The organism is Gordonia soli NBRC 108243, assembly GCF_000334455.1.
GTDB classification, from domain to species: Bacteria; Actinomycetota; Actinomycetes; order Mycobacteriales; family Mycobacteriaceae; genus Gordonia; species Gordonia soli.
This window is the reverse complement of sequence record NZ_BANX01000014.1, coordinates 46766-60972: the sequence shown is the minus strand read 5'-3', so window position 1 is coordinate 60972 and position 14207 is coordinate 46766. Positions and strand designations below refer to the sequence as shown.

General features: G+C 67.5%; 16 protein-coding genes. 8 read left to right on the top strand and 8 right to left on the bottom strand.

The window, feature by feature from the left end; all coding sequences use genetic code 11:
* Nucleotides 1–39: 39 nt before the first annotated feature.
* The 3 genes from GS4_RS10190 to GS4_RS10180 form a co-directional block, all read right to left on the bottom strand.
* The gene (locus GS4_RS10190) at nucleotides 40–1464 is read right to left on the bottom strand and encodes a lipase family protein (protein ID WP_245555617.1); all 1425 of its coding nucleotides are present in this window, start codon (nucleotides 1462–1464) and stop codon (nucleotides 40–42) included.
* A 160-nt stretch (nucleotides 1465–1624) separates the two neighbouring features.
* The gene (locus GS4_RS10185) at nucleotides 1625–1894 is read right to left on the bottom strand and encodes a hypothetical protein (protein ID WP_007620203.1); all 270 of its coding nucleotides are present in this window, start codon (nucleotides 1892–1894) and stop codon (nucleotides 1625–1627) included.
* Between the two features lie 189 nt (nucleotides 1895–2083).
* Nucleotides 2084–2707 carry a TetR/AcrR family transcriptional regulator gene (locus tag GS4_RS10180; RefSeq protein WP_007620202.1) on the bottom strand — a complete coding sequence of 208 codons (624 nt, stop codon included), beginning with the start codon at nucleotides 2705–2707 and terminating at the stop codon, nucleotides 2084–2086.
* 294 nt (nucleotides 2708–3001) lie between these two features.
* On the opposite strand from GS4_RS10180, the gene GS4_RS10175 reads away from it, so the two are divergent.
* From GS4_RS10175 to GS4_RS10165, 3 genes are all read left to right on the top strand, one after another.
* Entirely contained in the window at nucleotides 3002–3346 is a 345-nt protein-coding gene (locus GS4_RS10175) for a hypothetical protein (RefSeq protein ID WP_007620194.1), read from the top strand.
* A complete protein-coding gene (locus GS4_RS10170; RefSeq protein WP_051989691.1) occupies nucleotides 3343–3606 on the top strand; it encodes a WhiB family transcriptional regulator in 264 nt (87 codons plus the stop codon). Before GS4_RS10175 ends, GS4_RS10170 begins: the two co-directional genes overlap by 4 nt.
* Before the next feature lie 166 nt (nucleotides 3607–3772).
* Nucleotides 3773–4447 (top strand): nitroreductase family protein, encoded by a 675-nt coding sequence (locus GS4_RS10165; protein ID WP_007620192.1) that lies wholly within the window; start codon nucleotides 3773–3775, stop codon nucleotides 4445–4447.
* Nucleotides 4448–4467: 20 nt separating this feature from the next.
* Here GS4_RS10165 and GS4_RS10160 read toward each other — a convergent pair whose 3' ends face one another.
* A complete protein-coding gene (locus GS4_RS10160) occupies nucleotides 4468–5358 on the bottom strand; it encodes a hypothetical protein (RefSeq protein WP_007620190.1) in 891 nt (296 codons plus the stop codon).
* 104 nt (nucleotides 5359–5462) lie between these two features.
* Here GS4_RS10160 and GS4_RS10155 point away from each other — a divergent pair, with 104 nt between their 5' ends.
* Nucleotides 5463–6293 (top strand): SDR family oxidoreductase, encoded by an 831-nt coding sequence (locus GS4_RS10155; RefSeq protein WP_007620189.1) that lies wholly within the window; start codon nucleotides 5463–5465, stop codon nucleotides 6291–6293.
* A gap of 3 nt (nucleotides 6294–6296) precedes the next feature.
* Nucleotides 6297–7055, top strand: a complete 759-nt coding sequence (gene cobF / locus GS4_RS10150) for a precorrin-6A synthase (deacetylating) (protein WP_007620188.1) — start codon at nucleotides 6297–6299, stop codon at nucleotides 7053–7055.
* 152 nt (nucleotides 7056–7207) lie between these two features.
* Here the strand turns inward: cobF and GS4_RS10145 are convergent, their stop codons facing one another.
* Nucleotides 7208–7948 (bottom strand): 3'(2'),5'-bisphosphate nucleotidase CysQ, encoded by a 741-nt coding sequence (locus tag GS4_RS10145; protein ID WP_007620187.1) that lies wholly within the window; start codon nucleotides 7946–7948, stop codon nucleotides 7208–7210.
* Between the two features lie 25 nt (nucleotides 7949–7973).
* On the opposite strand from GS4_RS10145, the gene GS4_RS10140 reads away from it, so the two are divergent.
* Both GS4_RS10140 and GS4_RS10135 read left to right on the top strand, forming a co-directional pair.
* Nucleotides 7974–8864, top strand: a complete 891-nt coding sequence (locus GS4_RS10140) for a DNA-formamidopyrimidine glycosylase family protein (RefSeq protein WP_007620186.1) — start codon at nucleotides 7974–7976, stop codon at nucleotides 8862–8864.
* A gap of 126 nt (nucleotides 8865–8990) precedes the next feature.
* Nucleotides 8991–9740: an SDR family oxidoreductase gene (locus GS4_RS10135; RefSeq protein ID WP_007620185.1), complete on the top strand. Its 750-nt coding sequence runs from the start codon at nucleotides 8991–8993 to the stop codon at nucleotides 9738–9740.
* Here the strand turns inward: GS4_RS10135 and GS4_RS10130 are convergent.
* Nucleotides 9721–10374, bottom strand: a complete 654-nt coding sequence (locus GS4_RS10130; RefSeq protein ID WP_245555616.1) for a hypothetical protein — start codon at nucleotides 10372–10374, stop codon at nucleotides 9721–9723. The two genes, GS4_RS10135 and GS4_RS10130, sit on opposite strands and share 20 nt — an antisense overlap.
* On the opposite strand from GS4_RS10130, the gene GS4_RS10125 reads away from it, so the two are divergent.
* On the top strand, nucleotides 10375–10926 hold the full coding sequence (locus GS4_RS10125) for a hypothetical protein (protein ID WP_007620181.1): 552 nt from the start codon (nucleotides 10375–10377) through the stop codon (nucleotides 10924–10926). It begins immediately after the preceding gene.
* 18 nt (nucleotides 10927–10944) lie between these two features.
* Here the strand turns inward: GS4_RS10125 and pgi are convergent, their stop codons facing one another.
* Together pgi and GS4_RS10115 are read right to left on the bottom strand one after the other, a co-directional pair.
* Entirely contained in the window at nucleotides 10945–12648 is a 1704-nt protein-coding gene (pgi, locus tag GS4_RS10120) for a glucose-6-phosphate isomerase (RefSeq protein ID WP_007620179.1), read from the bottom strand.
* An 88-nt stretch (nucleotides 12649–12736) separates the two neighbouring features.
* On the bottom strand, nucleotides 12737–14206 hold the full coding sequence (locus GS4_RS10115) for a sulfatase family protein (protein WP_007620177.1): 1470 nt from the start codon (nucleotides 14204–14206) through the stop codon (nucleotides 12737–12739).
* Between the last annotated feature and the right edge of the window lies 1 nt (nucleotide 14207).

The window sequence follows — 14207 nt, the reverse complement described above, 5'->3', positions numbered from 1 at the left end:
CGGGACCTGAGATCGACCCGGCCTCGCGGTGCCGGTGACTCAGCTCCCGATGGGCAGCCCGAGCATCGTCGCGAGTGGATTGACGATGAACGACGGACCGAGTTCGCCGAGGGCACCTGCGTTGGTCAGGGTGGCGGGGACGGTGGAGACGTCGCAGCCGCTGCGAGCCGGTGCGCCGCCGGAGTTCATCCGGCTCTTGAGCCAGGCGAACGCACCCGGTGCACCGGTGATCGCCACGGTTCCGTGTGTGGAGAAGATCTGCTGAGGGATGTTGGGCGGGAGCAGTTCCCGGCGGTAGGTCACCGGAGCGCCGCCGGCACAGTACGAGCGGACCAGCTTGTCGGTGCCGCTGATGGGAGCGACCTCTTCGTTCACCCCGTTGTAGATGTAGGTCGGTACCGACGTCGATCGGCCGGTGATCGAGCGTGCGGCGATCTCGCGCTTGATCACCGGATCGGCCAGTACGACGTTCAGTGGCTTGGTGAGGTAGCGGCGGTAGTCGAACCAGAGATTCAGCAGCGCGTTCTGGCCGATGCACTGATTGCCGGTCTCGGCCAGCACTGCTCGCCCCTGCGGGGTCAGATAGCGACGGATGGCCGTACGGAACCCCGGCGAGTCCTTGCTGATCCCGTCGAGCGCGATGGGGATGAGACCGCCGAGCAGTGCGCCGTTGACCGATCGCAGTGACGCCGTGAGGTCACGCTCCGGCGCGCCGAAGGCCGCGCCTGTGATGGTGAGCTCGGGTGCGTAGCTCTGCTTCTCCTCGATCGCCCAGCTGCTGGCGATCGCACCGCCGGAGTAGCCCCACAGTCCGACGGGGGTCTTCGCCGACATACGCATCGGGCTGAAGTTCTGGACTGCGCGGATGCCGTCGAGTGTGGCGTAGCCGGGCTGACGCGGCGTGAGGAACCGAGCTGACGTACCGCCGTGATCGGGGAGGGCGACCGCCCATCCCTGCGCCAGACCCGCGGAGGCGAGGAGCACCTCGGCGCCGGGCAGTGCGAAGGTCAGCGGGCCCGGGCGCGTCGAGAAGGATACCGGCAGTCCGGTCCGCAGGCTGTACGACGGGTTGCATTGGCGCAGAGTCGAGTCGGTGGCGGCCTGGTAGGAGAGCAGTTTGGTCGGGCGCTTGCCCCGAGGGACGAGCACGGTCGTGACGGTGGCATCGGGCTGCTTGTCGGCGCCCGAGGTCCGGTAGAGCAGTTGCCAGGCGTCGACGTTGATGGGCAGCAGTTGCAGCGACCGAGCCGTGATCTTGCGTGTGCGGATGATCGATCCCGGCGCGAGTGTCGCGAGGTCGGCGGGATGATCGTAGAACGCGTCTCGTGGTGGGCTCGGCGGCGCCGCCGCCACGACCGGCCCCGCCACGGCGTTGCCGCCGCACAGGATGCCCATGGTGAGTGTCGCCGTCAGAGCTCTGCGAACGATGGTCGACGTACGAGCGCGCTGTGGCGTGGGTCTCATCACGCGGATGATGTTAGACGCATCAGTCTCAGATTGACAACGGTCGGTGTGCCGTCGTGAACAGCGCGACCGTCCGAGTGCTCAGGACCCCGGATGCCGTCGGAGAGTCCGATCGGGCGGCCCCGTCGGCATACAACGTTCGAGAGTTACTGCGGCGCAGTCATTCGGATGCGGGAGATGGGGCGAGCTCGTCGGAGTCGCGGAAGGTGATCCGGCCGTCGTCGAGCGTGATCGCCCAGCGTCGAGATCGCACATCGCGACCGTCGATGGTGGCCTGGGCGCCGGCGAGGTCGCCGTAGTCGTCGACGATCACGCCTCGTACCGACGGCCCCTCTGTCATGTCGACCACGACGGTCGTCCCGACTGCGAGGTGGGTCTCAGGTGCTGATTCGTCGCCGGATGAATCCGGCTCGGTTGTCTTGTCGGACATGTCGACTCCTGGTCGGTGCGATCGTAGGGGCCTGCAAAGGCCTCGATCGTTTGGTTCTCTCACGAAAGTTAGACGTGAGTGTATAGTCCGCGTCAGTAAATGAGTGAATTGGTGTCATGAATCACTCGTGCGCTGTCAAGCATTCGTGGCCGGCGGCCGGGCGCCCGTGAGGGCATCCCGCCAGAGCCGTCAGAACAAGGACAGCGTGAACCGGGTCAGGACTTCGGTGAGGTCCTCGAGTCGACGCTGGCGTGCCCGCTTCGTCGTCGCCCACTGCTCGACGAGGGCCATCAAGGCGCCGATCAGCGCCGTGGTCGCGACCGCCCATCCGCCGGGCGGCTCGTAGTCGTCGCCGAGGTAGCGCGTCATCTCGACGCGGATGAACGAGCGCCATTGATCGCGTTGGTCGAGACGGTGTTTCTCGACTGCTGCGCTCACGCCGACGATCTCGACGAAGGACACCGCTGCCCGCCGTGGATCCTCACCGATGCTTCGCGCGTACGCCTGCAGTCCGGCGCGGGTGCGGGCGGCGATGTCGTCGCTCTGATGGTTGGCCAACGCTTCGATGACCGCGACCCGACTCTGCTCTTGGATGCGGTCGTACACGGCGAGGAGTAGTTCCTCGCGATCGCCGAACTGCTCGTAGAAGTGGGCGCGCGCCAGGTTCGCCGCCGTGCAGATCGCCGACACCGATGTGTCGCGGTAGCCGTGGTCGCCGAAGACGGCGAGGCCGGCGTCGAGGAATCGAATGCGGCGTTCTTCACGGCGTGCGTTGAGGGTGACGCCCGCATACGTCCGCTCCTTGACGCTCATGAGTGCAAGTGTATCGACCCTCCATCGAGGGTGGCGTTTGCGCGCGGCGCTGTCCGCGGTTCGCGGAAAGCTGCGATGCGGCACCGAAATGCGAGATACCACACAGAATATTCACGACAGTGTCATGTGTAGACATTCATGTCTAACATCAGTCGGGTCTCCGGACCGCCCATCCCACCGGGTGGCCGGAGGCGGGTGTCGCACCGCGGGTCGTTCGCTCCGCGCTCCGGATCGGCAGGCCCATACCGCGCTTGCGGTGCGACACCCTTGTCCCGCCCCGACCAGGAAGACGTCATGACCGTCTCGACGCCGAATCGCACCTACCCACCCGCCGTCGCGGCTGGAGCCCTGACCGCGATCTTCATCGCCGTGTGTGCCTCCGTTCCGCTGTGCTATCTCGTGACCGGCGATCTCGCGGTGTCGGCACCGGCCGGTCCCGCTGCGCTCTTCACCGCCACCGCTGTTCCGTGGTGGACGGCGATCGCGCTGGTGGCAGGTATCGCGAGCGCGGTCGCCGCGCAGATCCGTGATCGGACGATGGCGGTCGCAGTCGGTGTGGTCGCCGTCGCGCACACCGTCATCGTCGGGGTGTGTGCCTATGTGCTGATCCAGCCGGCGGTCTCGTTGGCTGTGGCGTGAATCGCGCACCTGCTGTCGAGGTCGAGCCGACTCCCTGTCAGGGCGACGATCCCGACCTCTGGTTCGCCGACCATCCCGGCGACATCGCACTCGCCAAATCGTTCTGCGAACCGTGTCCGTTGCGGACCGAGTGCCTTCACGGTGCCCTCGATCGGGGTGAGCCCGAGGGGGTCTGGGGTGGTGAGCTCGTCCGTCGAGGGCGCATCACACCCGCACCCCGACGACTCGTCGGCCTCGATCCCATCCCTGCCAGGAGTTGAGCCGCGTGGCGATCCAGGCCTGAGGGGATCGGGGGATCTGCCGGCGGGGAACCGGAGTCCGGCCCGAACCGCCACGCTGATGTGAGACTACCGCGTCTATCTTGCCCCCTCGCGCCCGCCGCAGCGAGGACGTCCGTCCAAGCCGCGCATCCGCGATAGTGGAGTCATGGAGCTCTCCGACGTCATGCGCACCACCTTCGCCGCTCGCGAGTTCACCGACGATCCGCTCCCCGACGACGTCCTCTGGCGCATTCTCGACAATGCGCGCTTCGCGCCCAGCGGGGGTAATCGCCAGGGCGCCCACATCGTCGTGGTCCGCGACCCGCAGACCAAGGAGCAGCTCGCCGACATCGGACGGCCTGCCATGCGTCGCTATACGGCACAGAAGAACGCCGGGGAGAAGCCCTGGAATCCGGTGACCCCCACCGAACTGACCGACGACCAGATCGCCGCGACCGAACTGTCCGACTCCTACGCTGCTCCGTTCGTCCGGGCGCCCGTGGTGCTCGTGGTCTCCGTCGACCTCGGCGTGGTTGCCGCCATGGACCAATTCCTCGATCGCGTGGGCCTCGTGAGCGGCGCGTCGGTCTATCCGCTCGTGTGGAACGTCCTCCTCGGTGCTCGGGAAGCCGGATTCGGCGGCACCTTCACGACGATGGCGGTTGCCGAGGAACCTCGGGTCCGTGAACTGCTGGGTCTGCCGGACGCGCATGCCGTCGCCGCGGTCGTGCCCATCGGGAAGCCGGTGAAGCAGCTGACCAGCCTCAGGCGGTCACCGGTGCACGATTTCGTGACCGTCGATCGCTATTCGGGGCGGCCGCTCACCGGACCCGGCGCCTGAGGTCCCGATGTCACGGCGCCTCAGAGGGGCGTCAGCGGGACCTGCGACGAGATCAGACACCGCCGGTCGTCGACGTTCCACAGCTCTTTCGTCTGGACGAGCCAGAAGGCGGCGAACTCGGCGAGCAGCGCAGCCTCGACCACGAAGATCGCGTAGGGCCACCGGGTCCACAGGTGGACGACCACGACCACAGCGGCGGTGAGAATCATCGCTGCCGAGATCGTCGTGTACACCACTGCATACGGACTCTTCCAGGAAGAGTGTTGCCGTGCAGCCAGATACGCGTTGCACGCCACCACCAGACCGATCAGCACGAACAGCGTGACCGCCGAGTAGCCGTGCGCATACCGGAGGAAGAAGTCGGGAAACGCGAAGGTCACGACCACCACTCCGACGATGGCGGCGCCCAGGATGCGGGCTGCGATCCCGGTCCGGCTCCGTCGGTCGATGCCGGACCGTCGCCGCAGCAACCACGCGACGATCACCGCGACGACGGCGGTCACGAGCAGCGCGGCGACCGAGGTACGGACCCCGCTCGCCGAAGCTGTGTCGTCGACGACCGCTGCGCAGCCGGGACCGGGGCGGCCGGTCGGGACGACGGCGACGACCAATGCCAAGAACCCGGCGACATCCAGGAGCACGTCCTCGGTGTCGGTGTTGCCCCGATACACGATCAGGCATGCACCGAGGGCGACGACGACGCCGACGAACACACTGCTGATCGCGGAGAACCGGTACGCGCTGATCGACGTCTGGAAACACCAGTCCGACCGGCCGGCGTCGGCGACGACTGCCAGACCGAGCAGACCGACGAGCAGCGGCATGCCCAGCCGCAGTGCACGGTAGGTGCCCAGGGCATTGCCGGCGGGATCGGGAGGCGCTGCTGTCGTATACGTCGGGGAAGTCGTCATGTGTGGGAGGCCTGCGGTCGGTCGGATCGGGACATCCAGGGCTGTGAACCCGTGGTGGAGCAACTGTAGGTCGCTCCAGCGACGGGCTGCGCTAGGTTGACCAGGTGAGCGCAACCGGAAGCACCGCCGATCGTCAGACCGTCCTCGTCACCGGAGCATCCAGCGGCATCGGCGCGGAGGTGGCACGTCAGTTCGCCGAGCGTGGTCACACCGTCTTCGGGACCAGTCGCGCGCCCGAGAAGGTGACCGACCCGATCCCGGGGGTCCGCTACGTGCGCCTGGACAACGCGGACCAGGGGACCATCCCGGCGTTGCTCGCCGAGGTCGGAGACATCGACGTGCTGATCAACAACGCCGGTGAGAGCCAGGCGGGTGCGCTCGAGGACACGCCGATGTCGGCCATCGAAGATCTGTTCGCGGTCAACGTGTTCGGTCCGGTGGCTCTCACCAAGGCGGTGCTGCCGGGTATGCGGGAGCGCGGCCGAGGGACCGTGGTCATGGTCGGATCGATGTTGTCGAGCTTCCCCGTTGCGTTCCGATCGAATTACGCGGCGACCAAGTCGGCGCTGAAGGCGTTCGCCTTCGCCACCCGACGTGAGGTCGCGCCATACGGGATCCGCATGATCAGCGTCGAACCCGGCACCATCGCAACCGGAATCGGTGATCGACGCAGCATCCACATCGGTGAGGACTCCCCGTACCGGGCGGAGTACGAGACACTGGCCGCCGCGACGCGCCGCAACGAGGATGCGGGCATCGATGCGCCGACCATGGCGAAGGTCGTCGTCGACGCCGCGCTCGCATCGAAGCCGAAGCCGTTCTATGCGAAGGGGAACTCGGCCGGGATCGTGTTCCTGTTACGTCGTCTCGCCCCTCGGGATGCGGTGCTGGCCCTCACGGCACGCAAACACGGCCTGCCCTGGATCAAGGCCTGATCGGTGCGGATCGCCCTGCGGGTCATCGGGATCGGCCCCGGCGACCCACGTCAGATCACCCTGCAGGCCGTCGAGGCGATGGCCGACGTCGATGTGTTCATCGTGCTGGACAAGGGGGCCGACAAGGATTCCCTGGCGGCTCTGCGAACCGCGATCCTGGATCGACATGCGGCTCCCGGACATCGCGTCGTCGTGATCGCCGACCCGCCCCGTGATCGCCGTCCGGTCGATTACGACGCCGAGGTCCGACGCTGGCACGCCGCGCGTGCGGCCCTGATCGCCGACGCCGTCGTCGCCGAGGTACCCGACGGTGGGGTGGTGGCCTTCCTGGTCTGGGGTGATCCGGCCTTGTACGACAGCACATTACGAATCGTCGACGATCTGAAGCAGCGTCCCGAGTTCGAGCTGGACGTCGAGGTGATCCCCGGTGTCACCAGTGCCAGCGCGCTGACCGCCGCTCATCGGATCCTGGCCAATCGCATCGGCGAACCGATCCACATCACCACGGGCCGTCGGCTACCCGACACCCCGGCCGGCGCCGACGGCAACCAGATCGTCATGCTCGATGCCGACCTCACGTTCCGACACACCGCCCATCCCGATGACGAGATCTGGTGGGGTGCCTACCTCGGGACCCCGGACGAGATCCTCGTCAGCGGACGCGTCGGCGATGTCGGCGACCGCATCGCGGCAGTCCGATCGGAGGCACGTGCGCGGCTCGGCTGGATCATGGACATCTACCTGATCCGCAAGACGCGCTGACGCGGCCTCGACACCCCGTCGGATCAGCACCTCGGCGGTCTGCCGGTCGCGCGCGTCGAGGGCGTCACGTCACGCCCACCGTATCGACTCCGTCATGGCCGACACGAGGTCTGGTGCACGGCGGTGGAATGTTTCACGGACGGTCGCGACCGTCACCACACCAACTCGAGCGCCGTCAGCATCTCGGCGCGGATCTCCTTGCGGCAGATGACGAAGTCGGGCATGTACGGGCTCGGCTGGTTGTAGACGATCTCCGAACCGTCGAGTCGACTGCAGTGCAGTCCGGCGGCTTCGGCCACACCGACCGGCGCACAGTTGTCCCATTCGTACTGACCGCCGGAGTGCACGTACGCATCGACGGTCCCGCGCACCACCGCCATGGCCTTGGCGCCGGCCGAGCCGATCCCGACCATCGACAGGTTCAGCCGGCTCGAGACCCACGCCGCTTCATACGATCCGCCGTGACGCGAGGTCGCCATCAGACCGGTCAGCTCACCGGTCGGTTCGTCGACGGTGTCGGTGCGGAACAGTTCGCCCGTCGCGGGCAGCGACACGGCAGCCTCGGTGACCCGACCGCCCTCGGTGAGGGCCACGTGGACGGCCCAGTCGGCGCTGCCCACGGCGAACTCCCGGGTCCCGTCGAGGGGGTCGATGATCCAGACCCGGTCCGCGGTCGCACGGTCGCCGACGTCCGGTGCCTCCTCCGACAACACCGCGTCGCGTGGCCGATGCCGGGCGAGGATCTCGGCGATCCACGCCTGCGCCATCGTGTCACCGACATCGCCCAGGCGGCGTCCCTCGAGCAAGCCGCCGTGGCGCACCCCGACCAGGATCTCTCCGGCGCCCTGCGCGATACGCGCCGCGAGCTCGGCATCGGAAAGACGGGAGATCATCCCCTTACTAGAGCACACTGGAGACATGCCCGAGCTGCCCGAGGTCGCCGCCATCGCCGACTATGTCGACGGTCGAGCGGCCGGACTCCCGATCCGCCGCGTCGACATCGCGTCGCTGTCGGTGCTCAAGACCGCCGACCCGCCGTACTCCGCCCTCACCGGCCGGATCGTGTCCTCGTCCGAGCGCATCGGCAAGTATCTGATCATCCACACCGTTCCGGGACCGGACGGTCCCGCCGACGAACCGACCATCGATCTCATCGTCCACCTCTCGCGTGCGGGCTGGTTGCGATGGAGCGAGGATCTGTCGCCGAAACCCCTGCGTCCCGGCGGCAAGAGTCCGATCGCCATCCGGGTGCATTGCGGCCTGCCGGGCGAAGGCTTCGACGTCACCGAGGCCGGCACACAGAAACGTCTCGCGGTCTGGATAGTCCGCGACCCGTCCGAAGTCGAACGCATCGCCACCCTGGGGCCCGATGTCCTGGCCGTGAGCCGCGACGAGTTCGCCGCGATCCTGCGGGGTTCCAGCGCGCGTATCAAGAACCTGCTCACCGACCAGCGGACCATCGCAGGGGTCGGCAACGCGTACTCCGACGAGATCCTGCACACGGCGAAACTGTCGCCGTTCGCCACGTCCAAGAATCTCGACGACGCACAGATCGACTCGCTGTACGAGACCACGCGCGCAGTGCTCACCGACGCGACGTCACGTCTGGAAGGGCAGGAAGTCGCGCGGCTGAAGTCGGAGAAGCGAACCGGACTGCGCGTCCATGCGCGAACCGGTCTGCCCTGTCCGGTCTGCGGCGACACCATCCGCGAGGTCTCCTTCAGCGATCGGTCCTTCCAGTACTGCCCGACCTGCCAGACCGACGGCAAGGTCCTCGCCGACCGGCGGATGTCGCGATTGCTGAAGTAGTGCGCAACCGGTGCGTTCCCGTCGTCACAACGAGAACCGTTGTCATGGAAGGGAACACAGCGGGATTCGGGCCATTGTCGACGGACACCTGGGCTTCACACCTGACCGTGCGGTAAGTTCGCTGGCATGAGCGCTCCCACTCGTCAGCGGATCCTGATCACCGGCGCGAGCTCCGGGTTGGGGGAGGGGATGGCCCGTCGGTTCGCCGACCAGGGTCGGGCGCTCGCACTGGCCGCCCGCCGTACCGAACGCCTCGACGCTCTCGCCGACGAGTTGCGATCGACCGCGGCGCAGGTCGCGACCGCACGTCTCGACGTCACCGACCTCGAGACCGTCCCCACCACCTTCGCACGACTGCGGGACGAGCTCGGTGGGCTCGACCGTGTCATCGTGAACGCAGGTGTCGGGAAGGGCGCTCCGATCGGGACGGGGAAGGCCTCGGCCAACATCGAGACGGTGCAGACGAACCTGGTGGGCGCGCTGGCCCAGATCGAGGCGGCCCTCGAGATCTTCCGGGCGCAGAACGCCGGTCACCTCGTGCTGATCAGTTCCATCAGTGCCGTCCGGGGACTGCCGAAGGCGCAGGCCGCCTACTCTGCGTCCAAGGCCGGGTTGTCGGCATTGGGGCAGGGACTCCAGGCAGAGTTCGCCGGCTCGCCGATCCGGGTGTCGGTGCTGCTGCCCGGGTACATCGAGACCGACATCAACCGCGGCGTGAAGACCAAGTTGTTGACCGACACCGAATCCGGTGTCGACGCGATGGTCAAGGCCGTCGAGTCCGAGGACGAATGGGTGCCGGTGCCGGGATGGCCGTGGCGTCCGATCTCGGCCGCGCTGCATCACCTCCCGGCCGGGATCACCCGCCGGATGGTGTAGCCGACGCCGCCGTGCCGTCGGACCAGACGACCGGACCGGACTTGTAGTCCAGCGACTTGTCGGCGGTGGTGTCCGCCCAGTAGATGACGTGTTTCAGGTCGGTACCCGAGTCTGCGATCGACACGAGGCAGGTCGAGTACGACTGTCCGCGCGTCATCCGTTCCGGTGGCGTGGTGCTCACGCACTGCGGCAGGCCGGTGGGGGCATCCACTGTGAGGGTCGGTGCGCGACCGTCGGGACTACCGGTGACGCCCTCGGTGTCGGGGGCCGTGGTCGGTCGCTGTGACAGCGCGGTGACGGTGACGTAGACGAAGTACGGTGTGCCGCCCTTGGTGATCGACTCAGGTACCCCGCCGCCCTTGGCGATGCCGGTGACCGTGTACAGCGCCAGTGGACCGGAAGCGCGGAAGGCGTCGGCGGGCAAGGTGGCGCTCTCGCCGAATTTCAGTTCGGTGCCCGTCGGTGTCCGCTGGGCGGGGCCCGCCGGCGGCGCCACCGACGTCGAGGTCGGCACCGTGATCGACGGCACGGCATCCGGATCGGTCCGATTCGAGGCGCAGCCCGAGCCCGCGACCAGCGCGGCCGCGGTGCCCGCCACGATCGCGATCCACATCTTCGGCACGGTGAACCTCACGTGCGTAAGGTAGCCGATGTGTCCAGCAAGGCGGGTCAGGTCGTCGCGCACGGCGCGTTCCAACTGTTCGGCAGCACACGGAGACTGCAGGTCGACGAGGTGCTGCGCGACATCTTCGGTCGTGAGGACGTCGGTGCCGTGGGAGCCGACTGGCGCGGCATCGTCTATTTCACCCTCGCCGACGACGACGAGGTCGCTCCGGACGTGATCATCGGGTTCGACCCGTCGAGTGGTGACTCCGGCGATCTCGCCACGGTCGACGAGGTGCTCGCGGCGGTCCGGGACGGCGACATCGCGGAGGCCGTCGACGGCGAGAGCTTCGACGAGTGGCGTACCGCGACCGGCATCCGGTCACTCGACATGGGCGCCTGTGTCCCGCCCGCGGTCATGGAGTTCCTCGGCGGCGACCCCGCCGAGCGATCGGCAGAACCGCAGGACCTGATCACCTACATCGCCGTCGCGGCAGCCCTGATGGGGCGCCTCGAAGCGTTGGGCGTGCAGCCGGGCGACGAGATCCCGCCGGAGGTCTTCGACGACGAACGGTGGGACTGACGCGCCTGGCGCACAGAACTAGCGGGTGCGTCCCCGGTGCTCGCGATACCAGCGGACGAGTTCGTCGGTCGATGAGTCGTCCTGCGCGGCAGGTGCTTCGGGATCGGTGATGAGGCCGAGTAGTTCCTTGGCCTGCTTCTTGCCGAGTTCGACGCCCCACTGGTCGAAGGAGTTGATCCCCCAGATGGTGCCCTCGACGAACACCTGGTGCTCGTAGAGCGCGATCAACTGACCGATCGCCGATGGGGTGAGCTTCGGCGCCAGGATCGACGTCGAGGGGCGATTGCCCGGCATCACCTTGTGCGCCACCACCTCCGGCGGCACTCCCTCATCCGCGATCTCGTCGGCGGTCTTGCCGAAGGCGAGCACCTTGGTCTGGGCGAAGTAGTTGCTCATCAGCAGGTCGTGCATCGACCCGGCACCGTCGGGGGTCACCGGCAGGTCGTCGGTGGGCTCGGCGAAGCCGATGAAATCGGCCGGGATCAGCCGGGTCCCCTGGTGCAGCAACTGATAGAAGGCGTGCTGGCCGTTGGTTCCCGGCTCGCCCCAGAAGATCTCGCCGGTACCCGCAGTCACATGGTTGCCGTGCGCGGTCACCGACTTGCCGTTGGATTCCATCGTCAGCTGCTGCAGATAGGCGGCGAAGCGTGCCATGTCGTCGGAGTAGGGGAGCACCACGCGCGTCTGGGCATCCCAGAAGTTGGAGTACCAGAGCCCGATCAGGCCGAGGATGACCGGCGCGTTGCGTTCCAGCGGCTGGGTGCGGAAATGCTCGTCGACCTGATGGAAACCGTCGAGGAACTCGGCGAACCGTTGTCTGCCGATCGCGGCCATCACCGACAGTCCGATCGCGGAGTCCACCGAGTATCGGCCGCCGACCCAATCCCAGAACCCGAACATGTTGTCGGTGTCGATGCCGAACTTCGCCACCTCGTCGGCGTTGGTGCTCACCGCCACGAAGTGCTTGGCGGTGGCTTCCTCACCGGCGCCGAGCGTCTCGAGTAGCCATGCGCGCGCGGCGGTGGCGTTGGTGATGGTCTCGAGTGTGGTGAAGGTCTTGGACGCGATGATGAAGAGGGTGGTCTCGGCATCGAGGTCGGCGAGGGTCCCGACGAGGTCGGCGGGGTCGACATTGGAGACGAAGTGGGCGCGGATACCGGCGTCGGCGTAGTGCCGCAGAGCCGTGTAGACCATCACCGGGCCCAGGTCGGATCCGCCGATGCCGATGTTCACCACGTCGGTGATGGCCTTGCCGGTGTGGCCCTTCCACTCGCCGCTGCGCAGCCGATCGGTGAAGGCGCCCATCGCGTCGAGGACCTCGTGCACGTCGTGCACGACGTCTTGGCCGTCCACGGTCAGTGAGGCATCGGCGGGAAGGCGGAGAGCGGTGTGCAGGACCGCGCGGTCTTCCGAGGTGTTGATGTGGCGACCGGCGAACATGGCGTCGCGATGTTCTTCCAACCCGATCTCGCGGGCCAGGCTGAACAGCAGTTCCAGGGTCTCGCGCAGCACCAGGTGCTTGGAATAGTCGATGTGCAGGTCGCCGACGTCGACGGTGAGTTCGCGCCCACGGTCGGGGTCGACGGCGAACACCTCGCGCAGGTGCATCGCGAAGACGTGGGGTTGGTGTGCGGCCAGGGCCTGCCACGACTGGGTTGCGGTGATGTCGCCGTGATCGTTCAGGGTGCGGTCGAGATCGCCACCGGGGGCGTCGGTGCTCATACCTGCCACCCTATGTCGTCAGACGCCGGTGGGGTGATGTGTAGGCGCGCGGATGTCCCGGGCCTGCGACGGCCCCGGCCGGCGGCGGTCAGGCGCGCTCGCCCCGCCCGTTCTCGCGCAGCTCCCGCTCGGACCCCCGTGGACGGCGGGAGGGCAGTTGGCGTTCCGGCTCGGCGGCATAGTCGGACGCGAGCTGCCGCTGGTAGCGGGCCATGAACTCGCGTGCGATTGCGTTGCCGGTTCGTTCGTCGGGCAGTCGGTCTCCGGTCGACTCACGCCAACCGGTCAATCGGCCGGCGAGGTCGGCGATCTCGTCGGCGTACTGCGGATCGGCGATGAGGTTGACCCGCTCGTATGGGTCGACGCGGAGGTCGTAGAACTCCTTGGCCGGGCGTGGTAGGTCCTGCGAGCCGTCGAGCGCCAGCGCCGACGGACTGTCGCGGATGTCGAGCGGCAGGCTCAGCGCCGGACGCTGCGAATAGTTCTCGATGTAGGCGTAATTGCGTGTGCGCACGGCGCGGATCGGATCGAAGTTGTCGTGATAGGTCTTCTCGGTGAAGACCTCGTCGCGGACCACCGGATGGGATCGGGACCGGCCGGGGGCCGGGCGGCCGGCCAGGAATGCGTCGGCGTGCGAGACCCCCTCGATCGAATCGGGTATCTCCACACCCAACAGCTCCAGCAGCGTCGGGGTGAGATCGACGCCGCTGAACATGTCGGGATAGACACGTCCGGCCAGCGCGCGTCTACGGGGCGGTCGGACGATGCAGGCCACCCCGGTGCCTTCGCGGTAGAGAGTCGACTTGGCACGAGGAAAGGCCAGGCCGTGGTCGGTGATGAAGACGACCCAGGTCGATTCGTCGAGGCCCAACTCGGCGATCGTCGCGAGGAGCCGACCGACCGCGGCATCGGCCTTGGTGATCGAGCCGAGCAGGCCGGCGAGGTCTTCGCGCACCGGACGGGCGTCGGGTAGGAAACCCGGCACCCCGAGGCGATGCGGATCGGCCGGCGGGTACTGGTCGGCCGGGTAGGGACGGTGGGTCTCGAAGAATCCCGCGGTCAAGAGGAACGGCGACTCGTCGCCTGCGGACTGCCGAGCTCGGAGCCAGTCCTGTGAACGTTCGGTGACGTAGTCGCACAGCGAATCGGAGACGTCGAGTTCGTCGAAACCGAGTCGTTCGGGGTCGCTGCTCTCGTGCTGCATCCCGAACAGCGCGGTGCGCCATCCCGCGCCGCCGAGCAGCTGCGGCAGGGTGAGCACGTCGTCGTTGTACTCGAACCCGTGGTGCGCGAGCCCGACGAGTCCGTTGGAATGCGGGTACCGGCCGGTGAACAGGGACCCGCGCGACGGTGAGCACAGCGGTGCCGTCGCATGCGCATTCGTCAGGCGGATGCTCTCCGCGGCCAGGGCGTCCAGATGTGGACTGTCGACGCCTTCGGCGCCGTAGCAGCTCAGGTGCCTGCCGAGGTCGTGCCAGTGCACGAACACGATGTTGTCGCGTTGTGCGGAGGTCGCGGCTGTCCCAGTGGATGAAGTCGTCACCGACGCGGAGTCCATC